26 protein-coding genes and 1 pseudogene are annotated in these 23,541 nt (G+C 61.8%); 13 read left to right on the forward strand and 14 right to left on the reverse strand.

The window, feature by feature from the left end:
- Positions 1 to 71 precede the first annotated feature (71 nt).
- From AB4N84_RS13670 to AB4N84_RS13690, 5 genes are all read right to left on the reverse strand, one after another.
- Positions 72 to 758: an OmpW/AlkL family protein gene (locus AB4N84_RS13670; protein ID WP_460046706.1), complete on the reverse strand. Its 687-nt coding sequence runs from the start codon at positions 756 to 758 to the stop codon at positions 72 to 74.
- A gap of 241 nt (positions 759 to 999) precedes the next feature.
- Positions 1,000 to 1,524 (reverse strand): DUF3299 domain-containing protein, encoded by a 525-nt coding sequence (locus tag AB4N84_RS13675; protein WP_074756892.1) that lies wholly within the window; start codon positions 1,522 to 1,524, stop codon positions 1,000 to 1,002.
- Positions 1,525 to 1,534: 10 nt separating this feature from the next.
- Positions 1,535 to 2,800, reverse strand: a complete 1,266-nt coding sequence (locus AB4N84_RS13680; RefSeq protein WP_460046707.1) for an ABC transporter permease — start codon at positions 2,798 to 2,800, stop codon at positions 1,535 to 1,537.
- A gap of 1 nt (position 2,801) precedes the next feature.
- A complete protein-coding gene (locus AB4N84_RS13685) occupies positions 2,802 to 3,512 on the reverse strand; it encodes an ABC transporter ATP-binding protein (protein WP_460046709.1) in 711 nt (236 codons plus the stop codon).
- 64 nt (positions 3,513 to 3,576) lie between these two features.
- Positions 3,577 to 4,146 (reverse strand): DUF2796 domain-containing protein, encoded by a 570-nt coding sequence (locus tag AB4N84_RS13690; RefSeq protein WP_074756898.1) that lies wholly within the window; start codon positions 4,144 to 4,146, stop codon positions 3,577 to 3,579.
- Between the two features lie 192 nt (positions 4,147 to 4,338).
- Between AB4N84_RS13690 and AB4N84_RS13695 the strand changes: the two genes are divergently transcribed.
- Positions 4,339 to 4,692 carry a hypothetical protein gene (locus AB4N84_RS13695; protein ID WP_460046710.1) on the forward strand — a complete coding sequence of 118 codons (354 nt, stop codon included), beginning with the start codon at positions 4,339 to 4,341 and terminating at the stop codon, positions 4,690 to 4,692.
- Between the two features lie 55 nt (positions 4,693 to 4,747).
- Here AB4N84_RS13695 and trxA read toward each other — a convergent pair whose 3' ends face one another.
- The 3 genes from trxA to AB4N84_RS13710 all read right to left on the reverse strand — a co-directional run bounded on the left by trxA (position 4,748) and on the right by AB4N84_RS13710 (position 6,942).
- Entirely contained in the window at positions 4,748 to 5,620 is an 873-nt protein-coding gene (gene trxA, locus AB4N84_RS13700; RefSeq protein WP_074756902.1) for a thioredoxin, read from the reverse strand.
- Positions 5,621 to 5,839: 219 nt separating this feature from the next.
- Positions 5,840 to 6,493 (reverse strand): class I SAM-dependent methyltransferase, encoded by a 654-nt coding sequence (locus tag AB4N84_RS13705; protein WP_460046712.1) that lies wholly within the window; start codon positions 6,491 to 6,493, stop codon positions 5,840 to 5,842.
- Positions 6,490 to 6,942: a YbaY family lipoprotein gene (locus AB4N84_RS13710; RefSeq protein WP_074756906.1), complete on the reverse strand. Its 453-nt coding sequence runs from the start codon at positions 6,940 to 6,942 to the stop codon at positions 6,490 to 6,492. The genes AB4N84_RS13705 and AB4N84_RS13710 overlap by 4 nt, the downstream gene beginning before the upstream one ends.
- A gap of 173 nt (positions 6,943 to 7,115) precedes the next feature.
- Here AB4N84_RS13710 and nrdR point away from each other — a divergent pair, with 173 nt between their 5' ends.
- The 12 genes and pseudogenes from nrdR to AB4N84_RS13770 all read left to right on the forward strand — a co-directional run bounded on the left by nrdR (position 7,116) and on the right by AB4N84_RS13770 (position 15,933).
- Positions 7,116 to 7,580 (forward strand): transcriptional regulator NrdR, encoded by a 465-nt coding sequence (gene nrdR, locus AB4N84_RS13715; protein WP_167362104.1) that lies wholly within the window; start codon positions 7,116 to 7,118, stop codon positions 7,578 to 7,580.
- Positions 7,581 to 7,582: 2 nt separating this feature from the next.
- On the forward strand, positions 7,583 to 8,722 hold the full coding sequence (gene ribD / locus AB4N84_RS13720; protein WP_460046714.1) for a bifunctional diaminohydroxyphosphoribosylaminopyrimidine deaminase/5-amino-6-(5-phosphoribosylamino)uracil reductase RibD: 1,140 nt from the start codon (positions 7,583 to 7,585) through the stop codon (positions 8,720 to 8,722).
- Positions 8,723 to 8,768: 46 nt separating this feature from the next.
- The gene (locus AB4N84_RS13725; protein ID WP_074756912.1) at positions 8,769 to 9,440 is read left to right on the forward strand and encodes a riboflavin synthase; all 672 of its coding nucleotides are present in this window, start codon (positions 8,769 to 8,771) and stop codon (positions 9,438 to 9,440) included.
- 17 nt (positions 9,441 to 9,457) lie between these two features.
- A complete protein-coding gene (ribBA, locus tag AB4N84_RS13730) occupies positions 9,458 to 10,549 on the forward strand; it encodes a bifunctional 3,4-dihydroxy-2-butanone-4-phosphate synthase/GTP cyclohydrolase II (protein ID WP_074756914.1) in 1,092 nt (363 codons plus the stop codon).
- Between the two features lie 146 nt (positions 10,550 to 10,695).
- Positions 10,696 to 11,172: a 6,7-dimethyl-8-ribityllumazine synthase gene (gene ribH, locus AB4N84_RS13735; protein ID WP_074756916.1), complete on the forward strand. Its 477-nt coding sequence runs from the start codon at positions 10,696 to 10,698 to the stop codon at positions 11,170 to 11,172.
- On the forward strand, positions 11,169 to 11,669 hold the full coding sequence (gene nusB, locus AB4N84_RS13740) for a transcription antitermination factor NusB (protein ID WP_460046715.1): 501 nt from the start codon (positions 11,169 to 11,171) through the stop codon (positions 11,667 to 11,669). Before ribH ends, nusB begins: the two co-directional genes overlap by 4 nt.
- A 40-nt stretch (positions 11,670 to 11,709) precedes the next feature.
- Positions 11,710 to 12,675, forward strand: a complete 966-nt coding sequence (thiL, locus tag AB4N84_RS13745; RefSeq protein WP_460046717.1) for a thiamine-phosphate kinase — start codon at positions 11,710 to 11,712, stop codon at positions 12,673 to 12,675.
- Entirely contained in the window at positions 12,672 to 13,181 is a 510-nt protein-coding gene (locus AB4N84_RS13750) for a phosphatidylglycerophosphatase A family protein (RefSeq protein ID WP_062384742.1), read from the forward strand. The genes thiL and AB4N84_RS13750 overlap by 4 nt, the downstream gene beginning before the upstream one ends.
- 10 nt (positions 13,182 to 13,191) lie before the next feature.
- Positions 13,192 to 13,986: an ABC transporter substrate-binding protein gene (locus tag AB4N84_RS13755; protein ID WP_460046719.1), complete on the forward strand. Its 795-nt coding sequence runs from the start codon at positions 13,192 to 13,194 to the stop codon at positions 13,984 to 13,986.
- A gap of 111 nt (positions 13,987 to 14,097) precedes the next feature.
- A pseudogene (ribA, locus tag AB4N84_RS13760) lies at positions 14,098 to 14,714 on the forward strand (GTP cyclohydrolase II).
- A complete protein-coding gene (locus tag AB4N84_RS13765) occupies positions 14,711 to 15,136 on the forward strand; it encodes an MFS transporter (RefSeq protein WP_460046720.1) in 426 nt (141 codons plus the stop codon). Before ribA ends, AB4N84_RS13765 begins: the two are co-directional and overlap by 4 nt.
- Complete coding sequence (locus AB4N84_RS13770; protein WP_460046722.1) at positions 15,136 to 15,933, forward strand: cobalamin-binding protein; 798 nt, start codon at positions 15,136 to 15,138, stop codon at positions 15,931 to 15,933. Before AB4N84_RS13765 ends, AB4N84_RS13770 begins: the two co-directional genes overlap by 1 nt.
- 133 nt (positions 15,934 to 16,066) lie before the next feature.
- Here AB4N84_RS13770 and AB4N84_RS13775 read toward each other — a convergent pair whose 3' ends face one another.
- The 6 genes from AB4N84_RS13775 to AB4N84_RS13800 form a co-directional block, all read right to left on the reverse strand.
- The gene (locus AB4N84_RS13775) at positions 16,067 to 17,950 is read right to left on the reverse strand and encodes a TonB-dependent receptor domain-containing protein (protein WP_460046724.1); all 1,884 of its coding nucleotides are present in this window, start codon (positions 17,948 to 17,950) and stop codon (positions 16,067 to 16,069) included.
- A gap of 135 nt (positions 17,951 to 18,085) precedes the next feature.
- Positions 18,086 to 19,987 (reverse strand): 1-deoxy-D-xylulose-5-phosphate synthase, encoded by a 1,902-nt coding sequence (dxs, locus tag AB4N84_RS13780; protein WP_460046726.1) that lies wholly within the window; start codon positions 19,985 to 19,987, stop codon positions 18,086 to 18,088.
- 223 nt (positions 19,988 to 20,210) lie between these two features.
- Positions 20,211 to 21,098, reverse strand: coding sequence for a (2E,6E)-farnesyl diphosphate synthase (gene ispA, locus AB4N84_RS13785; protein WP_074756934.1), 888 nt, complete (start codon positions 21,096 to 21,098; stop codon positions 20,211 to 20,213).
- Complete coding sequence (locus AB4N84_RS13790; protein ID WP_062384761.1) at positions 21,095 to 21,337, reverse strand: exodeoxyribonuclease VII small subunit; 243 nt, start codon at positions 21,335 to 21,337, stop codon at positions 21,095 to 21,097. The genes ispA and AB4N84_RS13790 overlap by 4 nt, the downstream gene beginning before the upstream one ends.
- A 344-nt stretch (positions 21,338 to 21,681) precedes the next feature.
- Positions 21,682 to 22,335, reverse strand: coding sequence for an oxygen-insensitive NAD(P)H nitroreductase (gene nfsB / locus AB4N84_RS13795; RefSeq protein ID WP_460046728.1), 654 nt, complete (start codon positions 22,333 to 22,335; stop codon positions 21,682 to 21,684).
- Between the two features lie 104 nt (positions 22,336 to 22,439).
- Positions 22,440 to 23,447: a zinc-binding alcohol dehydrogenase family protein gene (locus AB4N84_RS13800; RefSeq protein WP_460046729.1), complete on the reverse strand. Its 1,008-nt coding sequence runs from the start codon at positions 23,445 to 23,447 to the stop codon at positions 22,440 to 22,442.
- Positions 23,448 to 23,541: the final 94 nt, after the last annotated feature.

Consider the following 23,541-nt stretch of genomic DNA (forward strand, 5'->3'; position numbering starts at 1 on the left):
CGGTGTTAAGTCACACCACGTCGTTCCAGTCGCGGGCAAGCGCGCTCCTGCACAAGCGAGTCGTGTCGGGCTTAAAACTTGTAACCGAACCCGAGCATGTACACCCAAGGATCGACGTCAACATTGACCTTGGTCCCGCCGATGCCCAACGCTGATGGACCATCCAGAGAAGCCTGGGTGTTGATGTCCACATACCAGACAGCGGCGTTGACCATCACGTGGTCCGTGAGCATGTAGTCCATGCCCACTTGCCCCGCCCAACCCCACGAGTTGTCGATGTGCAGGTTGTTCATGCCTTGGCCTTTTCGGTCGCTGCTCAGGTTCTCGTCATAGAACCAGGTGTAGTTCACGCCTAGACCGGCATAGGGCTGGAACTTCGAATTTGCCTCCATAGGGTAGTACTGCAGCGATAGCGTTGGCGGAAGTTGTTTAACGTCAGCCAGCTTGCCGTCCAGACCCGCGCCAAGGCCCTTGATGGCGACCGTGTGCTGGAAAGGCGTTGAGGCCAGTAACTCGACTCCGACGTGATCGGTCAACATGTAGGCGAAGGTCAGGCCCAGTTGGGTATCGCTGTCCAGCGTCGCTTTGGTGCCCGGTGCCTTCACGCCGTCGAACTTCAGATTGCCGCTGTCTTCATTGGGCGCGGTGGTGGCAGCACCGGCGCGAACGATGATGTCGCCGGCCTGATGGGCGTGGGCGGCAAGAGGGACAGCGAGTGCGAGCGCGAGGACCGATGCGCCGAGCAAGGACGTGTTCATGGGGGCTCCGTAAGGGCATAAAAAAGGGATGCCTTATGTTACGAAGCGTCTGGATCGAGGGTTTTGACCTGGCTCAATGAAATCGGTCGCAATCCTGTGGACTTGATCCTCGCGTGACGAATGTCCTTGTGGAGCAAATTCATTCGCGATGGGCCGGCACATTCCACACATTTTTGGTGGTTGTAGAGACGCATCGCGAATGAATTCGCTCCCACAGCGGAATGCGCTAGCCAGGTGATTGCTACTGGTCCGGCAGCTCGTATACCAGAATCTTGTCGGCCTCCATCTGATACCCGGCGTCGGCCAGTTCGCTGGTCGATGATTTGACTTGCATCGGCCCTTCGATCCAGTACGGCTGGTACAGCTCATCGACCTTCACGCCAAGCTCGCTCGTGACGTGGACGATCTGATTCGGGGGCGGCGGCGGCACGTGGATGCAGGCGCCGAAATACGGGACCAGCAGAAACTCCGTCACCCGGCCTTCTTCGCTGACTTCCAGAGGCACGATGTACCCCGGCAATCTCACCCTTTCCCCATCCAGCGATTTGACCACCGGCGCGTGGGGCGCCAGCTGATGAGCCGCCGGCGCCGATTCCACCGACAGCGTGTCGGCCATTTGCGACAGGTTGTGGATGGGCGCCGTGATCAGTTTCACCGGCGGCGCATCGGGCGGAATCATCTCCTGCCAGGTCAGCACGCGCAGATCCTGCGCCCACAGCGGCGCCGAGAGCACCAGCGACACCATCATCATCCACAGCCTACGCATCAACACGTCCTCATAACCGGATTGACAGGCCGTCTGCCAGCGATTGACGATACGCCCGCCAGGCGGGTACGACGCCCATCAGCAGCGCGGCACCGAGAATGCCGCCCAACAGTGTCCATTCATAAGCGCTCGGCAGCGACAGTGGCAAGTACAAGCCGTAATTCGCCTGCACGTAACCCTGAGCAGCGGCAATGCCGATGTAGAGCAACGCCAACCCGCTGATCGCACCGGCGAGCGCCAGCGCGAAGGCTTCCAGGATCAGCAGGCTGGCGATATGCCAAGGGCGCGCGCCGACCGAACGCAAAATCGCCATCTCCCTGCGACGCTCGTTGAGGCTGGTGAGAATCGCCGTCAACATGCCGATCAAACCGGTCAGCACCACGAACAACGAAATCACGAACAGCGCTTTCTCTGCCGTGCCCATCAGACTCCAAAGCTCCTGCAATGCAACGCCCGGCAGGATCGCCAGCATCGGTTCGCCCCGGAATTCGTTGATCTCCCGCTGCAAGGCAAAGGTTGAAATTTTGTTGTTCAGCCCGAGCATGAAGGCCGTGATGGCCGTCGGCGTCAGGTCCATGTTGCGCGCCTGATCAGCCGTGATACGCCCGGCGCCCTGGGCCGGCACGCCGTTATGCCAGTCAATGTGGATCGCTTCCATGCCGCCCAGACTGATGTGCAACGTGCGGTCCACCGGCGTGCCGGTGCGTTTGAGAATGCCGACCACGGTGAACGGCTTGTCGTCGTGCTTGACCAGGCTTACTACCGCCACGCCGTGAGCGAGCACCAGCTTGTCGCCCAGTTTGTAATGCAGGGCGTCGGCCACTTCGGCGCCCAGCACCACTTCAAATGGGTCGGTGGCGAACGGGCGACCTTCGGCCAGTTCAAGGTGCTGCTGGCGGCCGTACTGGTAATGCTCGAAATACGATTCGTTGGTGCCCATCACCCGATAGCTGCGATGGCTGTCGCCCAATGAAATCGGGATCGCCCACTTCACCTGCTTGCTGTTGGCGAAGTGTTCGAAGCTGTCCCAGCGAATGTTGTTGGTGGCGTTGCCGATGCGGAAAACCGAATACAGCAACAGGTTCACCGAGCCTGAGCGTGCGCCGACGATCAGGTCGGTGCCGCTGATGGTGCTCGCAAAGCTGGCACGGGCTTCGGTGCGTACGCGTTCGACCGCCAGTAGCAGGCAGACCGACAGGGCAATGGCGAACGCCGTGAGAAACGCGGTAAAACGGCGGTTGGCAAGGCTGGCCAGCGCCAGGCGCAGAAGATACATCTCAAACCTCGGTGGCGACGGTGGCGCGATTGAGCTCGGCCAGCGACAGGTTGCGGTCGAACAGTGGCGCCAGGCTCTGATCGTGACTGACAAACAGCAGGCTGGCACCGGCCTCGCGGCATTCGGCGAACAGCAGCTGAATGAAGGCCTCACGAGCGTCGGCATCGAGCGCCGATGTGGGTTCGTCAGCGATCACCAGTTCGGGCTGGCCGATCAATGCGCGGGCGGCGGCGACCCGTTGCTGTTGGCCGATGGACAACGCGTCGGCGCGACGGCTCAACAAATGTGGATCTTTGAGGCCTAAATGCGCGAGCAGTGCCGTCGCAGCTTGACCAACGCTGCCATGACGCTGTGTCGCTCGTTCTGCGCGCAGTCTGGAGAAATGACAGGGCAACTCGACGTTCTCGCGCACCGACAGAAACGGCAGCAGGTTGAACTGCTGGAAGATGTAGCCGGTGTGATCGACGCGAAACCGGTCGCGGGCGCCGGCAGACAGTTCTGTCAGTTCTTGGCCCAGCAGGCGAATGCTGCCCCGATCGGGTTTTTGCACGCCGCCCAGAAGACCCAGCAACGTGGTTTTGCCGCTGCCGCTGGGGCCTTTGAGAAACAGGGTTTCGCCCGGCTCCAGGCGAAACGCCGGGATGTCCAGCAGAGGAGGGTGTCCCGGCCAGGCAAAGCCAAGTCCGGACAGCTCGATAAGTGCTTGAGTCATGGCCTCAATCGCATCTCAAAGGTGAACGACCGGGAGGCCCCGGTCGTGTGTGAAGCCACGTGGGTTAAAACTTGACCACTGGGTTGCTCGGACGCACTTCAGCGCCCATCTGGCGTTTCGGTGTCACCAGTTGTACCTGAATGGTTTGGGTCGCCGGGAAGCTTTTGAACAGCTGGGTCAGGTCCAGCTTGTTGAGCACAGCAGGCACATTGCAGGTGAACTGGTAATGACCGTGGATTTCGCTGTGTTCGTGCTCGTCCGCATCCCCGTCGTCGTGGTCATCGTCCTTGTCGCCGAACAAGGGGCTTTCCAGCTTCTGCTTGGTCACTGTGCAGCCTGCTGCTTCCGGAATACTGAACAGCCCGTGGGGTTTGAGCAGGGTTTCCCGCGCCAGCGCCAACGTTGTTTTGTCAGCAGCGGACGTGGCGGCGTGTTCGAAGCCGACGATGTTCATGGCTGGGGTGTCCAGCTCCAGTTCCAGCGTGCGGCCATCCAGCGCCATGTCCAGTCGCGCCACACCGTGCACATGCGCGCCGAGGCTGCCGTGTTCATGATCGTGATCATGTTCATCGGCAGCGTGGGCGAGGGTCAGCGGCAGCAGCGCGAAGGGCAAGGCGAGTAACAGACGACGCATAAGAGAAGGCTCCAGGACGGGATTGGAAATTTGTTATGTGATCTTATAACAATAAGTTGCGGGCGTTCTTAACTTTTTTGCTCGGGAACTGTAGGAGTGTCGTGTCAGTGAGTTCTGTACATTCAGAGGACCGCGTGCAGCTCGGGAGTACCTGTGGGACCATGCCGCTCAGTCAACCAGAGGACACACATCATGTTGCGAATCCGTGGAACCGTCGGCGACATGCCGGTGGATCTGACCGTGGAGATGGACGAAAGCGACTGGGTCCGGTTGGGTACGCAACTGGGCGTGCCGGTACAGGAGAACAAACCGCTCAGCGAGTCATCGGCCAAATCGGGGCCCAGCCGTAATGACGCGGTTTGGGAGATCGCGCAGGAGCTGCTGCGCAAGGCCGGCCACATGAGCGGGCCTGACCTGCTAGGACAGCTGGAAGGGCTGGCGGGCAGCACGGCAGCGGGCAAGCGCCTGATGGTGCGCATGCGCCACAGTGCCAACGTCAAAGTCGAAAGCCATGGCGATGCGCCGGAGTATCACTGGGTGGAGTGATGCCTGGGATCTCCCGACGCAATCCTGGCTAAAGCCCTACAGGGCCGGAGTCACTTCAGTAAAGCGCAGCAAACAACTTGCGGCGATAGGTGGTCACCAGCGGGTGGTCGTTGCCCAGTAGGTCGAACACCTGCAGCAGGGTCTTGTGCGGTTGGCCTTCGTTGTAGTTGCGGTTGCGGATAAACAGTTTGAGCAAGCCTTCCAGTGCTGCGTCGTACTGCTGGCGGGACAACTGATGGATCGCCAGTTGATGCGCGGCTTCATCGTCCTGCGGATTTTGCGCCAGACGGCTCTTCAGGTCCGCTGCATCCGGCAGTGCCTTGGCTTCCCCGAGGAAGGTCAACTGAGCTTTCGCGCCTGCCAGTGCGGCTTTGTGATCGTCGCCTTTAACCGCGTCCAGTACAGCGCGGGCTTCGCTCAGCTCGCCACGTTCAGCCAGGCAGCGCGCGTACAGAATCAGCGCGGCGGCGTTGGTGTTGTCCTCGGTGAGGATGGTCTGCAGCACCGCTTCCGCTTCCGCGAAATGGCTCGCGGCGAACATTTCCTGAGCGGTTTGCAGCGGGTCGGCCGCGGCCGGAGGCGGCATTTGGACATGCGGTTCAAGCAGCGCGCGGATTTGTGATTCAGGCTGGGCGCCGGCGAAACCGTCTACTGGCTGACCGTCCTTGAACAGCACGACGGTCGGCAGGCTGCGAATACCGAAGCGGGCAACGATGTCCTGCTCTGCGTCACAGTCGACTTTCGCCAGCAACAGTTCGCCTTGATAGCTCTCTGCAATCTGCGCCAGCAACGGCATCAGCACCTTGCAGGGCGCGCACCACTCGGCCCAGAAATCCACCAGCACGGGTTTGTGAAAGGAATTCTCGATGACCAACTGATCGAAAGTGGCAGTGGTCGCATCGAAGATGTACGGCGTGTCCTGGCTCATCGCAAGTCTCGAAAAAGGCTTAATGGGGCCAACTATAAAGGGCGGCCGGGTGTTGTTGAAAGGACGGTGATGTCTTGTAGGAGCGTCGCTTGTCCCGCGACCGGCGACGGAGTCGTCGTAAACCCTGTCAATGCAGTTTTTCTGCTGCACCGCGTACACCGGATTTACGACTGCTTCGCAGCCGGTCGCGGGGCAAGCCACGCTCCTACAAGGGGGGCGTTATCGTGCTGCGTGATACAGACTCACCCTGCGAAACTCCCACGGCTCGGCCAGATCCGGCAAGGTCAGGGCCTCCAGAATCCCCAGTCGCTCATACAGCGGATGCTGAAAATCCCTGACCCGCGAGTCGGCCACCAGTGCGGCTTTGCCCCGGCTGAGAAACTGATCCAGCAACGGCAGGTTGGCCCGGTCGTACAGCACGTCGGCCACGAGAATCAGATCGAACCGGTCGGCTTCGGCAAAGAAGTCTGCGGAGTAGCCGAGCGTCACGCCGTTAAGGTCGGCGTTGGCCTTGCACGAGGCAAGCGCGATGGGATCGAGATCGCACGCCACCACCTCCAGCGCGCCAGCCTTCATGGCGGCGATGCCCGCGACGCCCGAACCCGCGCCGAAATCCAGTACCCGCTTGCCCTCCACCCACTGCGGCTGCTCGGCCAGGAAACGCGCCAGCGCCAGACCGCTGGCCCAGCAGAAACTCCAGTAGGGCGGCTCTTCAAGGATGCGCCGGGTCTCTTCAGGGCTGAACGCACGGTCCATGTTGTCGGCGTCGATCAGCCATAGCTTCAGGTCCGTGCCCGGCAACGGCTCGGCGACCAATCGGGCGTCGCCCAGCCGTTCGTTCAGCGCCGCCTGCAGATGCGGCGGCGGTGTCATGGCGCGGTGACGAATTGCAGCTGGCCCAACGCTTGAGTGTCAGGCCTGGCAATCAGCACCGACGGCAGGTGCAGGATCAACTGACCCGACTGACTGGCGCGGCCGCGCAACTCGACCCGCGCACCTTGCGGAAACGCTTCCGGGTTGAAGCGCAGCTGAAACGGCAACGACTGGTTGTTGCCGGTGAGCTTGGTGCTGCTCAGCAGCTTTTGCGGGCGGTTGCGGTCATCGATCACCAGCAACGCCAGCTCAACCTCGGCGCCGGCGGGTACGCCCAGCAACTGGCCGCTCAATTCGCGTTGATACGGCAGAAGCGGGCCGGGGCCTTCCGGCAGTTTGATCGCATTCGGCGCCGGCTTGGCGGGCGCAGCAGGTTTGGGCGGCTCAGCAGTGCTACAGGCGGCGAGCAGGCCGAGCAGGCTGATTACAGCGAGCGAACGTAGCGTCATGAACAGCTCCAGCAAAAACGGAATCGATGGGGACACGCGGGACTTCACGCAGTATCGCCGAGGGTGACAGCTTTCGCTGCACCGGATGCGCGTCTATATACCTCAAACCCCGAGACTTGTCTTGCCGGTGGGATGCGCTACCATGGCCCTCCCTTTTTTTGTTGCCTGCCACCATGCACTGTCCCTTTTGCGGTGCCAACGACACCAAAGTCATTGACTCGCGCCTCGTCGCCGAAGGCGATCAGGTTCGTCGCCGTCGTGAATGCGTCGCGTGCGGCGAACGTTTCACCACGTTCGAAACCGCCGAACTGGTCCTGCCACGGCTGATCAAGCAGGACGGCAGTCGCCAGCCCTTCGATGAAGAAAAGCTGCGCGCCGGCATGCAACGCGCGCTTGAGAAGCGTCCGGTCAGCGTCGAGCGTCTTGAAGCGGCCCTGGCTCACATCAAGAGCAAACTGCGGGCGACCGGTGAGCGCGAGGTCAAATCCCTGATCGTCGGCGAGCTGGTCATGGCCGAACTGCAGAAACTCGACGAAGTGGCGTATATCCGCTTTGCTTCGGTATACCGGCGGTTCCAGGACCTCAACGAATTCCGCGAAGAAATCGACCGACTGGCCCGCGAGCCGGTTAAAGAGTGAGCATGTCCCCCACAGAGCAAAGCGTGCTCGACGCCGCTTATATGGCGCGAGCGCTGGAACTGGCGCGCAAGGGCGTCTACTCGACGCACCCTAATCCTCGAGTGGGTTGTGTGATCGTGCGTGATGGTGAAGTGGTCGGCGAGGGCTGGCATGTCCGTGCAGGCGAGCCCCACGCTGAAGTCCACGCACTGCGTCAGGCGGGCGACAAGGCCAAAGGCGCAACCGCCTACGTCACCCTCGAACCTTGCAGCCACCACGGGCGCACGCCGCCCTGCGCCGACGCACTGGTCAATGCCGGTGTGGCGCGTGTGGTCGCGGCGATGCAAGACCCCAATCCCGATGTTGCCGGACGCGGCTTGCTGCGTTTGATGAGCGCCGGTATCGCCGTTCAGAGCGGTGTGCTGGAAGGCGAAGCGCGGGCGCTCAACAAAGGTTTTCTCAAGCGCATGGAACACGGCCTGCCGTATGTGCGGGTGAAGCTGGCGATGAGCCTGGACGGTCGTACCGCGATGGCCAGTGGCGAAAGCCAGTGGATCACCGGCCCTGAGGCCCGTTCTGCAGTGCAGCGTCTGCGTGCTCAGTCAAGCGTCGTGCTGACCGGCGCCGACACTGTGCTGGCCGATAACGCGCGCCTCACCGTACGCCCTGATGAACTGGGGCTGAACGCTGAATTGACGGCGCTTGCCGTGACCCGGCCGCCGCTGCGAGTGTTGGTCGACGGGCGCTTGCGCGTGCCGCTGGATGCCCCGTTCTTCAAGGCGGGCAGTGCGCTGGTGGTGACCTGTGCCGCGGCGTCGGCGCGTGAGCGATACCACGAAGAGGGCCACGAGATGCTGGCATTGCCCAGCAGCGGCGGGCATGTCGACCTGCGCAAGTTGCTGGTAGAACTCGCGTCCCGTGGCGTCAACGACGTGCTGGTAGAAGCGGGTCCCAAGCTCGCCGGTGCGTTCACTCGCCTGGGGCTGGTCGACGAGTTCCAGATTTTCGTCGCCGGCAAGTTCATGGGGTCGTCAGCGCGGCCTTTGCTGGACCTGCCGTTGGCGCAGATGAGCGAAGCGCTCGAGCTCAAGATCATCGAAATGCGTGCTGTGGGCAATGACTGGCGAGTCATCGCAATACCAACGCCGAGCGCGAGCGTATAATTTTCGGCCATCGTATCAACGCTGGCCCTGTTCTCCCGGAGGACCCATGTTTACCGGCATTATCGAATCCATCGGCAGTATCCGCGCCATTACTCCTAAAGGCGGCGACGTCCGCGTTTATGTAGAGACCGGCAAACTCGACCTCTCCGACGTCAAGCTGGGCGACAGCATCGCCGTCAACGGCGTCTGCCTGACCGCCGTAGAACTGCCAGGCGACGGCTTCTGGGCCGATGTCAGTCGTGAAACCCTGGACGTCACGGCGTTCGTGGACTTGAAGACCGGCAGTCGCGTCAACCTGGAAAAGGCCCTGACCCCGACCACGCGTCTGGGCGGCCATCTGGTCAGCGGGCATGTCGACGGTGTTGGCGAAGTGCTGTCCCGCGAAGAGAATGCCCGTGCGATCCAGTTCCGCATGCGCGCGCCCCGTGAGCTGGCCAAGTACATCTCGCACAAGGGCTCCATCACCGTCGACGGCACCAGCCTGACCGTAAACGCGGTGAATGGCGCCGAGTTCGAGCTGACCATCGTGCCGCACACGCTCTCTGAAACAATCATGGGCGACTACCGCCCTGGCCGTAAGATCAATCTGGAAGTCGATCTGCTGGCGCGTTACCTGGAGCGCTTGCTGCTCGGTGACAAGGCCGCCGACCCGACGCCCGCCCAGGGCGGCACCATCACTGAAAGCTTTCTGGCCGCCAACGGCTACCTCAAATCCTGAATTGAAGGGGGTGCCGCGTGGCGCTCAATAATATCGAAGAGCTGGTTGAAGACATTCGCCAAGGCAAGATGGTCATCCTCATGGATGACGAAGATCGCGAGAACGAAGGCGATCTGATCATGGCCTCCGAATGCGTCAAGGCCGAGCACATCAACTTCATGGCGCGTTACGCCCGTGGCCTGATCTGCATGCCGATGACCCGCGAGCGCTGCGAAACCTTGAAGCTGCCATTGATGGCGCCACGTAACGGGTCGGGCTTCGGCACCAAGTTCACCGTTTCTATCGAGGCCGCCGAAGGCGTGACCACCGGTATCTCTGCCGCTGACCGCGCGCGTACCGTGCAGGCCGCTTCCGCCAAGGACGCCAAGGCCGACGATATCGTAAGCCCGGGCCACATTTTCCCGCTGATGGCTCAGGCCGGTGGCGTGCTGTCCCGCGCTGGTCATACCGAAGCGGCTTGCGACCTGGCGCGCATGGCCGGTTTCGAGCCGACTGGCGTGATCTGCGAAGTGATGAACGACGACGGCACCATGTCCCGTCGTGCCGAACTCGAAGCCTTTGCCGCTGAGCACAACATCAAGATCGGCACCATCGCCGATCTGATCCATTACCGGATGATTCACGAACGTACCGTTCAGCGGATTGCCGAGCAGCCGCTGGACAGTGAACTGGGCCAGTTCAACTTGGTGACCTACCGTGATTCGGTCGAGGGCGACGTTCACCTGGCGCTGACGCTGGGCAAGGTCTGCGCTGAAGAGCCGACGCTGGTTCGCGTGCACAACATGGACCCGCTGCGTGACCTGCTGATGGTCAAACAGCCCGGCCGCTGGAGCCTGCGCGCCGCCATGACGGCCGTTGCAGAGGCCGGCAGCGGTGTGGTGCTGTTGCTGGGTCACCCGCTCGACGGCGATGCCGTGCTGGCCCATGTGCGTGAAACCGCCGGCGGAGCAGCGGTCAAAACGCCGACCACTTACAGCACGGTCGGGGCCGGTTCGCAGATCCTTCGCGACCTGGGCGTACGTAAAATGCGCCTGATGAGTTCGCCAATGAAGTTCAACGCGATATCCGGTTTCGATCTGGAAGTTGTAGAATACGTGCCCTCCGAATAAAGACCGGCAGGTCACTGGCCGTGAACGCCTTGAAGCGTTCACGGTTTTTGTTCCTGCGGTCGCCGATTCGTGGCCTAAAATCCTGAAAGCGCGCCCCTGATGCGCGCTTGCTTGCTCTTTAATACGAGAACACGAGACTCAGCCGAATGACCCTGAAGACCATCGAAGGTACCTTCATCGCCCCCCAAGGCCGCTACGCCCTGGTGGTTGGCCGCTTCAACAGCTTCGTCGTGGAAAGCCTGGTGAGCGGTGCCGTTGATGCCCTGGTTCGCCATGGCGTGAGCGAAAGCGACATCACCATCATCCGCGCGCCGGGTGCTTTCGAAATCCCGCTGGTGGTGCAGAAAGTCGCTCAGCGCAGCGAGTTCTCCGCGATCATCGCGCTGGGCGCCGTGATTCGTGGCGGTACGCCGCACTTCGAATACGTGGCCGGCGAATGCACCAAAGGCCTGGCTCAGGTCTCCATGGAGTTCGGCGTGCCGGTTGCCTTTGGCGTACTGACCGTTGATTCCATCGAGCAAGCTATCGAACGTTCCGGCACCAAGGCCGGTAACAAAGGTGCCGAAGCTGCCCTGTCCGCCATCGAGATGGTCAGCCTGTTGGCGCAGTTGGAGGCCAAGTGATTAACGACGAAAGCGATCAGTTCAACCCGCGCGATCCTCGCCCGGCCGACGCTGGCAAACCCTCGAAGAGTGAAAAGCGCCGTGCTGCGCGCACGCTTGCCATGCAGGCGCTCTACCAGTGGCACATGGCCAAGCAGTCGCTGAACGAGATCGAAGCCCAGTTCCGCGTCGATAACGACTTCAGTGATGTCGACGCGGCGTACTTCCGCGACATCCTGCACGGTGTTCCGGCCAAGAAGGTCGAGATCGACGCTGCACTGACGCCGTGCCTGGACATCACCATCGACGAGCTGGACCCGGTTGAGCTGGCGGTTCTGCGACTGTCTACGTGGGAAATGATCGAGCGCATCGACGTGCCATACCGTGTGGTCATCAACGAAGGTATCGAGCTGGCGAAAGTCTACGGTTCGACCGACGGGCACAAGTTCGTCAACGGTGTGCTCGACAAGCTGGCTCCGCGTCTGCGCGAAGTCGAAGTGAAGGCTCACAAGCGCTGAGGCGTCTGGATTTCTCCAGACTCTCAAGTGTTTCTACGCCATGGGCGAGTTCGAGCTGATCCGTAATTACTTCGCCGCTGCGCCTTGTGCGCAGCCCGGCGAAGGCGTTGCGTTGGGGATCGGCGACGACTGCGCCCTGTTGTCGGTGGCGCCAGGCGAACAGTTGGCGATTTCCACTGACACGCTGGTCGCCGGGGTGCATTTTCCCGGCGCCTGCGACCCCTTCCTGCTGGGCCAGCGTGCCCTCGGTGTCTCTGCCAGTGATCTGGCGGCCATGGGCGCCAGCCCTCTCGCGTTTACCCTTGCTCTGACCTTGCCGGACGTTTCTGCCGACTGGCTGGAGGCGTTCGCCCGGGGTTTGAACGAGATGGCCCAAGGCTGCTCGATGCGGTTGATCGGTGGCGACACCACGCGAGGGCCACTGAGCCTGACCGTGACCGTGTTCGGCTCGGTACCGACGGGGCAGGCCTTGACCCGCAGTGGCGCGAGGCCCGGTGACCTGTTGTGTGTCGGCGGGCCGTTGGGCGACGGCGCCGGTGCGCTGCCGCTGGTGTTGAACCAGCGCAGCACCGAGGCGTCTACCACACAGGTTCTGCTGGCGCGTTACTGGTCGCCACAGCCGCAACTCGGGTTGGGGCAGGCGTTGCGTGGGAAGGCCACGGCGGCGCTGGATATCTCCGACGGCCTGCTCGCCGATTGTGGGCATATCGCGCTCGCATCGGGCGTACGCTTGCAAGTGGAGCGCGAGCGCCTGCCGATGTCCGACGCGCTGCTGTCGTTCTTCGGTCTTGAAGAAGCGCGACAGGCTGCGCTGGCGGGCGGCGATGACTACGTGCTTGCGTTCACCTTGCCGCCATCGGAGCTCGATAGCCTTGTGTCGGCGGGCTGGCCGGTTTCAGTGGTGGGTCGCGTGGTCGAAGGGCAGGGCGTGGCGCTTATCGATGATCAAGGACAGGACATCACTCCGTTGACGCGGGGCTACCAACATTTTCGGGAGACACGGTGACAGACCATCCTAATCAGGTCCCGGCGGAAAACGTTCCTCCGTCTGTATGGACCAACCCTTGGCATTTTCTGGCGTTCGGCTTCGGCTCCGGCACGTTGCCCAAAGCGCCCGGTACCTGGGGCTCCATGGTCGCCGTGCCGTTCATTCCGTTGTGGCAGATGCTGCCTGATTGGGGCTACTGGCTGATGCTGGGGCTGACCATGCTGTTCGGCTTCTGGCTGTGCGGCAAGGTCGCCGACGATCTGCGTGTGCACGACCATGAAGGCATCGTCTGGGACGAAATGGTCGGCATGTGGATAACCCTGTGGCTGGTGCCTGAAGGCTGGGTCTGGCTGCTGGTGGGTTTTCTGGTATTCCGGTTCTTCGACATTCTCAAACCGTGGCCCATCCACTGGATCGACAAACACGTACACGGCGGCGTCGGCATCATGCTCGACGATGTTTTGGCCGGGGTTTTTGCGTGGTTGGCGATGCAGGGTCTAGTCTGGGTGTGGGGCGTGTTATAGGAAACCACTCATGGGCCGCGTAAGGATGAAATGGCTGCTTGGCCTGTCGCTGCTGATGATGACCGGCGTCTGGCTCCAAGCGAGCGACGCCTATGCGGGAACCTCATCCGAAAAACCTTCGGATATTGTGCTGGTCAGCGAGCAGTGGAACGGCTACACCGAAACCGACGGCAGTGGGTTGGGTTGGGACCTGATGCGGGAGATATTCGAGCCTGCCGGTATCAAGGTGGCTTTGCGTACAGAACCTTACACACGGGCGGTAGGCCTTGTGCAGCGTGGCGAAGCCGATGCGTGGGTCGGCGCCTACGAGCATGAGGTCGAGGGCACGCTCTATCCGAAGTGGCACTACGATACCGACGAAATTTACGCACTGGGCCTGGCGTCCAACCCGGTGCCGGCGCTGAAGACGTTGGGCAGTTACCGGCTGGCGTGGGTTCGCGGTTACGAATACCAGCATTACCTGCCCAACGTCGTGCACTTCAACGAAGTCGCCAGGCGTGATCACATTCTTCCAATGCTCGATCACGCGCGCGCGGACCTGTACATCGATGCCAGGCCGGAGGTGGACTTCATCCTCGGACAGACCAGCGAGCCGCAGCGTTTTCGTACGACGTACCTGATGTCGATACCGTTGTTCCTGAGCTTTGCCGACAATGCACGAGGACGCTTCTTGCGTGATGTGTTCGATCAGCGCATGGCGCAACTGGTGCATTCCGGCAAGCTACGACCGATTTTTGCACGCTGGAAACAGCCCTATCCGTTCGACGCTGACGATGCTGCTCGCAAGACCGGGGCGAGGCAATGATCAAACTTCCTGATCTGAATGGCCGACAATTCAGCCTAAGCGTCTGCTGGAACCTGCTGTTACAATGCCGCCTTGCGAATTTCCAGCCCCCATACTGATCAGGAGCACACGGTGCCCGTCGTATTTGTCGCGGCTTCCAAGCTGCCTACCCCTTTGCCACTTTCAAAATGAACGGCTTTCTTGAAGAAGAAAACGGTCGTGAGCATGTTGTTCTGAGCCTTGGCGATGTATCGGACGGCGAGCCGGTGCTCGGTCGAGTGCATTCCGAATGCCTGACCGGCGATGCACTGTTCAGCCAGCGTTGCGATTGCGGTTCTCAGCTCGAGGCGGCCTTACGCGCCATTGCGGCCGAAGGCCGTGGCGTGTTGTTGTACCTGCGCCAGGAAGGGCGCGGCATTGGCTTGATGAACAAGATCCGTGCTTACGAATTGCAGGACGGCGGTGCAGACACCGTCGAAGCGAACGAGCGTCTCGGGTTCGCCGCTGACCAGCGCGATTACGCCATCTGCCTGCCGATGCTGGAGCACTTGGGCGTTAAGTCGTTGCGCCTGATGACGAACAACCCACGCAAGGTTAAAGCCCTGACCGACATGGGGATCAAAGTGGCCGAACGCGTGCCGCTGCACACCGGTCAGAACCCGCACAACAAGCTGTACCTGGCGACCAAGGCCGGCAAGCTCGGTCACATGATGGGCAATGAACATCAGAGCGAGGTAGATCCGGCGTGACACGCGGCAACGTGCGCCGTCGTCTGGCGCTGGCGTGGTGGCGGCAACTGGCTTTGACGCTGGGGCCGCTGCTCGTTGTCTGTGTGTTTTTCGGCGGAGGTGAAGAGCCGGTGACTCCGTCGGTGTTCGCCATGCCGTTGTTCATCGCAGGCGTGGCGTCGATGTTTGTCAGCCTAAAACCCTTCGGTGTGTACAAGCGCTCGCTGATTGCGACGCAGAAAGCACTGGATACCCCGCAAGAGCCCGGCGCCTGGCTGCGACTCGCTGCCGACCGGCGCATGGCATTCCTGGCAGCCGGGTTACCGGCCTGGATCGCTGCGCTGGCGGTGTTCGCTCATCTTGAGGCTGTGCCCCTCGCGCTGTTGGCGCTGTCCAGCGTCATTCTGCTTTACCTCTACCGCATTCCTCGCCAGTTGGCCTGATGCGCCGGCTCTTAGTCTGCCTGCTGTTGCTGACGGCCTGGCACGTCAACGCGGCTGAGCGTGTTATCAGTCTGGCGCCCTCGCTGACTGAAATCGTGATTGAACTGGACGCTGCCGATTTGCTGGTGGGCGTGCTCGACGGTGGCGAGCGTCCTGCGCCAGTCGCCGCTTTGCCGTCGGTGGGCCGCTATGGGCAATTGCAGATGGAGCAGTTGCTGTCGCTGCGCCCCGATCTGTTATTGCTGTGGCCCGGCAGTGTGAGCATTGCTCAGCGCGATCAACTGCAGCGGCTGAATATCCCGACCTTCGTCGCTGAGCCTCACACGCTCAATGAACTGGCCGATCAGATCGAGCAAGTTGGCGTGCGTCTGGGACGTGCCGAGCGGGGGCGACAGGTCGCGGACGCGTTTCGTGGACGACTCTCTGCGCTGCGTCAGCGCTTTCACCGCGCAGTGCCTGTCAGCGTGTTCTATCAGGTCTGGGATCAGCCGCTGTACACGGTGGGAGGTGGGCAGATCATTAGCGATGCGCTGAGTGTGTGTGGCGCCCGGAACGTGTTCGCAGACCTCAAACAGCCCGCGCCGCAGGTCAGCCTGGAGGCGGTTTTGCAGCGTGACCCGGAGGTGATCCTGACGAGCGATGCTCGCTTGTTGAGTCGCTGGAATGCTTGGCCACAGCTCAGGGCGGTAAAAACGCAGCAACTGTTTGCTGTGCCGGACAAAGGCCTGGAGCGCGCCAGCGGACAGATGTTGGAGGCCGTCGAGAAGTTGTGTGCACGGCTATCGCCGGATCGCTGAATAGCTGGGTTGGTTCTGGCCGGAGGCCGGTAGTAGAACCAGACGACCTGGTCGTGTCATGCAGGCCGCATTGGCCGTATCGGCTGCCGCTTCGCGCCAGATCGCGGGCAAGCGCGCTCCTACATATGATCGCCTATAGATCAGGCGTCCAGGTCACGCCAAACAGCCAGGTCCGGCCCTCTTCGCGGTAGCCATAGTTACTGCCATCAAAGCTGTACAGTGAGCGGCTGTAGCGCTTGTCCAGGGCGTTATCCAGCTTGAACTCCAGCTTCACCTCGTCGCTCGCTTTCCAGCTGCTGCGCAGTCCGAACAGTGCGTATCCGCCAATGTGCTGGGTGTTGGCTTCGTCGTTGTAGCTGTCGCTGACCGCCTGCCAGCTGGCGCCGATGCCCAAGCGATTGAACTGGCGGTCCAGGTCCAGATTGGCGGTTCGGCGCGCGCGGCGATTGAGCGTGTGCCCCGTGTCGCGATCTCGAGGGTCGATGATCGACGCGCCCAGTTTGCCGGTCCAGCCGAACAGTTGCTGCTCGAACGATGCCTCGAAGCCATTGATCCGGGCCGAAGCGATGTTCTGCGGGCTGAAGTCTGCGTCCAGCGCGATCGCGTCTTTCAGGTCCGTGCGATACAGCGAGGCTTCCAGCCTGCTGGTGTCGCTCAGGCGGCTTCGCCATTGCAGTTCGTAGCTTTTCGAGTGCTCGGGCTTGAGATTCGGGTTGCTGAAGCCGGGGTAATACAGATCGTTGAACGTCGGCGCGCGGAAACCTTCGCTGTAGGACAGCAGCACGTCGTTGGCGTCGTTGAGGGGCACGGTCAGCGTGCCGCTCCAGGTATTCTCGCTGCCGAACTGCTGATTCTGGTCATGGCGCAAACCGAGCTCGGTGGAGAATCCGTCGCCTTTGTAGCGGTGCTGGATGAACGCGGCGCGGTTCCAGCGGCTGTCTTCGTCGAAGGGCGTGCTGCTGGCGACCCGGTCCTCGTACCCGTCGGCACCGAGCATCAGGCTGTTGTGCTCATCAAGGGTCAGGTCGTTCTGCCAGTTGACCGAGTCCCGGTAGGTGTTGAACACGTATCGATCGTCGCTGAGCTTGTCGAAGGTTTTCTCGCGGTTCTCGCTGTGCCCCAGTTCCAGACGGGTTTTCCAGGTCGAGTTGATTCGGGCGTCCAGGTAAGTGCCCAGACTGCTGACCTCGAAGTCGCTGTATTGCTGCTGACCCACGCTGTTGAGCGTGACCGGGTCGAACAGGCCGAACGGGTTGTCGAACTCGTTTTTGCCCTTGTTATCCAGCGCGTTGAAGCCCACTTCCACGTCGTCATTCAGCCAATGGCTGAGGTTCAGGCTCATGGACTTGTTGCGGTAGGCGTCGTGGTCGCCGTCACTGGCAAACGACGGGCCCGTGCTGTCGATCCCTGCCGTTTCGTCGAGGCTGGTGCTGAGATTGAAATGCGTCTGTTCGTCGCCACCCGACAGACCAAGGCTGTTCTGGCGTGTGTTGCGGTTGCCCAAGCCGGTGTGCAGCCGCGCTTGCAGTCCTTGCTCGGCGCCTCGGCGGGTGAAAATCTGGATCACGCCGCCAATTGCGTCGGCCCCGTAGATGACCGAACGCGAACCGCGCAGCACTTCCACGCGTTCGATCTGCTCGACATCGAGAAACTGCAGCGCGCTGTCGCCAGAGGTGGCATTTGCGATGCGCTGGCCATCGACCAGCACCAGGTTTTGCGCCGCCTTGGTGCCGCGGATGTAGATGCCCGGCAGACTGCCGCGTCCACCGCTCGGCGCCACCTGGACACCCGGCACGCGGCTGAGCAGGTCGGTGACGCTGGTCGGTTGCAGGCGCTCGATGTCTTCGCGGGTGAACACGGTGTTGGCCGCCGTGCTGTCGTCGCGCTGCTCGACCTGGCGATTGGCGCTGATCAGGACATTGGGCAGTTTCAACGCGTTTTCGCGGTCTGGCAGGTCGGCGAAGGCTGGAGTAACGGGAAGCAGCGATAGGGTAAAGGCGAGGCGGTGCAGGTTCATGTTCGTTCGTTTCAGTGATCGTTCCCACGCTCTGCGCGGTAACGCTGCTCCGGACGCTCTGCGTCTAGCGCAGAATGACGCGGAGCGTCATGGGATGCATTCCCACGCAGAGCGTGGGAATGATCAGAGGGGCTGTCAGGCGTTGTGGATTTTTTGCAAACGATCGGCGATCGACGCTTCAATCCCGTCCGCATCCAGACCGCACTCCGCGAGCATCTGCGCGGGTTTGGCGTGTTCGACGTAAACGTCCGGCAAGCCCAGGTGCAGCACGGACTTGAGAATGTTTTCCCGTGCCAGGAACTCGCTGACGGCCGCGCCTGCGCCGCCCATGATGGCGTTCTCTTCGATGGTCACCAGCAGGTCGTGACTGGCCGCCATGACGCGCACCAAAGACTCATCCAGCGGTTTGACGAAACGCATGTCGACCACGGTCGCGTCGAGCTTTTCAGCGACAATCATGGCCTCGGCCAGTTGCACGCCGAACACCAGCATCGCGACCTTGCTGCCCTGGCGGCGGACGATGCCCTTGCCGATTTCCAGTGGCTCCAGTGCGCTTTCGATCACCGCATTCGGTCCCGTGCCGCGTGGATAACGCACAGCAGCCGGACCGTTGAACAGGTGGCCGGTGGTCAGCATCTTGCGCAGTTCGTTCTCGTCGCTCGGTGTCATCACCAGCATGCCCGGGATGCAGCGCAGGTACGACAGATCGAAACTACCGGCATGCGTCGGGCCGTCTTCACCCACCAGACCTGCGCGGTCGATGGCGAACAGCACATCGAGGTTCTGCACGGCGACGTCGTGAATCAGTTGATCGTAACCGCGCTGCAGGAAGGTCGAATAAATCGCCACCACCGGCTTGCTGCCTTCGCACGCCATGCCCGCCGCCAGCGTCACCGCGTGTTGTTCGGCGATGGCGACGTCGAAGTAGCGCTCTGGGTATCGCTCGCTGAACGCCACCAGATCAGAGCCTTCTTTCATGGCTGGCGTAATGCCGACCAGGCGCTCGTCGGCGTCGGCCATGTCGCACAGCCACTGACCGAACACACCGGAATACTTCGGCCCGCTGGCCTTTTTCGGCACAGCAGCAGGAGCGTTGAGCGGGTCGAGCTTGGTGATGGCGTGATAGCCGATCGGGTCGACTTCTGCCGGGGCGAAGCCTTTGCCCTTTTTGGTGACCACGTGCAGGAACTGCGGACCCTTGAGGTCGCGCATGTTGCGCAGGGTCGCGATCAACGTCGGCAGGTCATGGCCGTCGATAGGACCGATGTAGTTCCAGCCCAACTCTTCGAACAGCGTGCCGGGGACCAGCATGCCTTTGGCGTATTCCTCGGTGCGGCGGGCGATTTCCCAGGCACCGGGCAGGCGCGACAGCACTTTCTTGCTGCCTTCGCGCATGCTGGCGTAAGTGCGGCTGGAAAGAATCTTCGCCAAGTAGTTCGACAGCCCGCCGACGTTGCGCGAGATCGACATGTCGTTGTCGTTGAGGATCACCAGCATGTCGGCGTTGACTTCAGGGGCGTGGTTCAACGCCTCGAAGGCCATGCCTGCGGTCAGCGCCCCATCTCCGATGACGGCGATGGACTTGCGCTCGCTGCCTTGCAGGCGGGAGGCGATGGCCATGCCCAGCGCAGCGCTGATGGAGGTGCTGGAGTGGCCGACGCCGAAGGTGTCGTACTCGCTCTCGCTGCGACGCGGGAAAGCGGCCACACCGCCTTTCTGGCGCAGGGTCGACATCTTCTCGCGACGACCGGTGAGGATCTTGTGCGGATACGCCTGATGACCGACGTCCCAGACCAGCCGGTCGTCGGGGGTATCGAAGACGTAATGCAGGGCAACGGTCAGCTCGATGACGCCAAGGCCGGCACCGAAATGTCCTCCGGTCTGGCCAACGGTATAGAGCAGCTCCAGGCGCAGTTCATCAGCCAGGGCTTCAAGCTCTGCTTCACCTAACCGGCGCAGGCCGTCCGGCGTCGCTGCCTTGTCGAGCAGGGGCGTGGACGGGCGCTCGCGGGGAATCTCTTTGAACGTCGTGGGCATCAGGCGAATCGTTATAAGTAAAAGAGGCGGCAGTTTACCTGATGCATCGCGAGCTGCGCACGCAAGACAGCAACGGGATGCTCAGGACGTCGAATGGTGCATACCGTTGTAGGAGCGCGCTTGCCCGCGAAAAGTCCACCGGGCCCCGAAAAAGTGCGGGATGTTCATGGATCGCAGGCACGTGTGCTGCTGGCGGCAGACCCGACGCAGGAGAGGTGAGGTATCAGTTGCGGCGCTCGACGATATAACGCGCCAGTGCACGCAATGGCTCGGCGGCCGCGTCGAAAGGTCGCAGCGCGACCAGCGCCTGATCACGCAGCTCCAGCGCGTACAGCTTGGCTTCTTCCAGCCCCAGCAGCGCAGGGTAGGTCGGCTTGTCACGTGCGATGTCCGCGCCCTGGCGTTTGCCAAGCGTTGCGGTATCGCTTTCGACGTCGAGAATGTCGTCCTGGACCTGAAAGGCCAGACCGATGGCGCGGGCGTAAATCTGCAGTGCGTTCAGTTGGTCCTGGGTGGCATGACCGCTGGCCAGGGCGCCGAGTCTGACACTGGCCTCGATCAGCGCGCCGGTCTTGTGCCGATGCATGAATTCCAGCGCCTTCTGGTCGAGCTTCAGGCCGACCGAGCCCAGATCGATGGCCTGTCCACCGACCATGCCCGCAGGGCCTGCGGCGTGGGCGAGGGTGGCGACCATTTTCAGGCGGGTATCGGCATCCTGCGGGGTCAGCTTGCTGTCGGTCAGCACACTGAACGCCAGGCTTTGCAGGCCGTCACCGGCGAGGATGGCGCAGGCCTCGTCAAAGGCTTTGTGGGTGGTCGGCAGGCCGCGACGCAGATCATCGTCGTCCATGGCTGGCAGATCGTCATGCACCAGCGAGTAGGCGTGAATCAGCTCGACCGCGCAGGCCGCGCCGTTGGCCGTTTCCGCACGGCCGCCCAAAGCTTCACAGGCCGCGTAAACCAGCAAGGGACGGACACGTTTGCCGCCGTTGGTCACGCTGTAGCGCATGGCGGCGTAAAGGCGGGTCAACTCTGGAGCCGGGGCGTCGAACAGGCTGTCCAGCGCCGCATTGACGCGAGCCTGGCTCAGGGCCTGATAGTCGGCAATCATTCTGGCTGTTCCGCGTCGAAGGGTTCCTCTGCCAGTTCGCCATCGCGTTCCAGCAACACCTGGACCTTCTGCTCGGCCTGGGCCAGCGCACTCTGGCACTCGCGCGTCAGGCGGATGCCCTGCTCAAAGGCGGTCAACGAATCTTCCAGCGACAGCTCGCCGTTCTCCAGACGCTCAACCAGCGTTTGCAAATCCGTGAGGGACTGTTCGAAATCCAGTGCAGCTTTCTTGCGGGCCATGGCGGCTATCCCGGTAGACGTTAAACCGGCGCGACACTAGCAGAGCGAGGGCATTGGGGCAAATGAGAGGTGCTGACTGGTGCGTATAACCAGTTGGTATTTGAGAAGCGCGCTTGCCCGCGAAGGTGATGTAAGCGCAATACATCTTTGTGGATCGATCCATTTTTCGCGGGCAAGCGCGCTCCTACAGGAGGTCGCTGGCAAGTCGTGCAGGTTGTGTCGTGCAGGCAGGTGTAGGCGCGCGCTTGCCCGCGAAGGTGACGTACAGGCAATACATCTTTTTGGGCAGATGTATTTTTCGCGGGCAAGCGCGTTCTTACAGAAAGGATCTACAGGGTCGGTAATTACAGGAACGTGAACACCGTCTCAGCCGGCAGGCGCGACTTCGGCAGCTTGGCGTTGAAGTCGGTTTCACTGCGGTAACCCAGCGCAACGACGACCAGACTGGTATAGCCCTTCTCGCGCAGGCCCAGTTCGGCGTCGAGCTTCTTGAAGTCGAAGCCTTCCATCGGCGTTGCGTCCAGACCCAGCGATGCGGCACCCAGCAGCAGCGTGCCCAGCGCCAGATACGTCTGTTTTTCCATCCAGTGCTGCAGGTCTTTTTGGTCGTGCTTGTGCAGATTCACGTAGCCACGGCGGCTGTTGTCCTGACCGGCCTTGGCGTCGGCCGTCGGGAGACGACCGTCGAGCTCTTCCTGCCCCAGCACGGCCTGCAGGTGGGCTTCCGTCATCTCGGTGCGGGTGCACAGCACGATCACGTGAGAAGCGTTGAGGATCTTGGATTCGTTGTACGCAAAGCCGCCTTCGGCGCCCTTGGCCACACGCGCTTTGCCTTGTTCGTCAGACGCGATAACGAAATGCCACGGCTGCGAGTTCACCGAAGACGGGCTGTGGCGCAGTTGATCGAGCAGGGTGTCGACGGTTTCCTGCGGGATCTTGCGGCTGTTGTCGTAGGCCTTGGCGGTGTAGCGGGATTTGGCGAGTGCGGTGAGTTGCATGGTGTCTTCCGAGTCAAAAAAGAGGGCAGCCTGGTTTGACAGCCGTCGAGGCCGGCGCGGCGCGATCTTCACACACGCCCCACCGACCGAACAATTGCGAACGGTTAAAACCCTTCGAGTACGATCTTGCCGCGGGCCTTGCCGCTCTCGATCACGGCGTGGGCGCGGCGCAGGTTCTCAGCGTTGATGACGCCAAAGTGTTCGCCGAGCGTGGTCTTCAACACGCCTTGGTCGATCAGCGCCGACACGCGATTGAGCAGTTCGTGCTGGGCAATCATGTCCGGCGTTTCGTACAGCGAGCGGGTGAACATCAGTTCCCAGTGCAGCGACAGCGCCTTGCGTTTCATGGGGACGACGTCGAGGCTTTTCGGGTCGTCGATCAGCGCCAGCTGGCCTTGTGGGCGCAGGGCTTCGATCAACTGCGGGAAATAACTGTCGGTATGGGTCAGGCTGGCCACATGGCTGACCTGGCCGACGCCGATTTTTTCCAGTTGCTCCACCAGCGGCTGACTGTGATCGATCACGTGATGCGCGCCGAGGTCTTTGACCCAGTCGCGGGTTTCCGGGCGAGACGCGGTGCCGATGACGGTCAGCTTCGTCAGCTGTCGAGCCAGTTGAACCAGAATCGAACCCACGCCACCGCCTGCGCCGATGATCAACAGGCTGTCGCCTTCACCCCCACCTTCCTGCACGCCCAAACGGTCGAACAGCAGTTCCCAGGCGGTGATCGAGGTCAGCGGCAGCGCGGCGGCATGGGCGTTGTCGATGGACGTCGGTTTGCGGCCGACGATGCGCTCGTCCACCAGATGAAATTCGCTGTAGTTGCCCGGGCGGGCGATGGAGCCGGCGTAGAACACCTCGTCACCGGCCTTGAACAGCGTGACTTCCGGGCCGGTTTCACGAACGATCCCCACCGCGTCCCAGCCCACGACTTTCGGTTCGGTGGCGGCAGAGCCTGCGCGAATCTTGGTGTCCACCGGGTTCACCGAAATGGCGCGGACTTCAACCAGCAGGTCCCGTGGGCCGGGCGCGGGTTTTGGCAGGTCCATGTCCATCAGCGATTTCGGATCTTCGATGGGCAGACCGTGCTGGGTAAAGGCGATGGCTTTCATGGCGTTCTCTCTTGAAGGCAAGGGATATGAAGTTGGACGTATCTTGTTCTTCTCTACCGACAAGAAAAACCCGCACAATACGTCAACACTTTCA

Source organism: Pseudomonas sp. S2_H01, assembly GCF_054668305.1.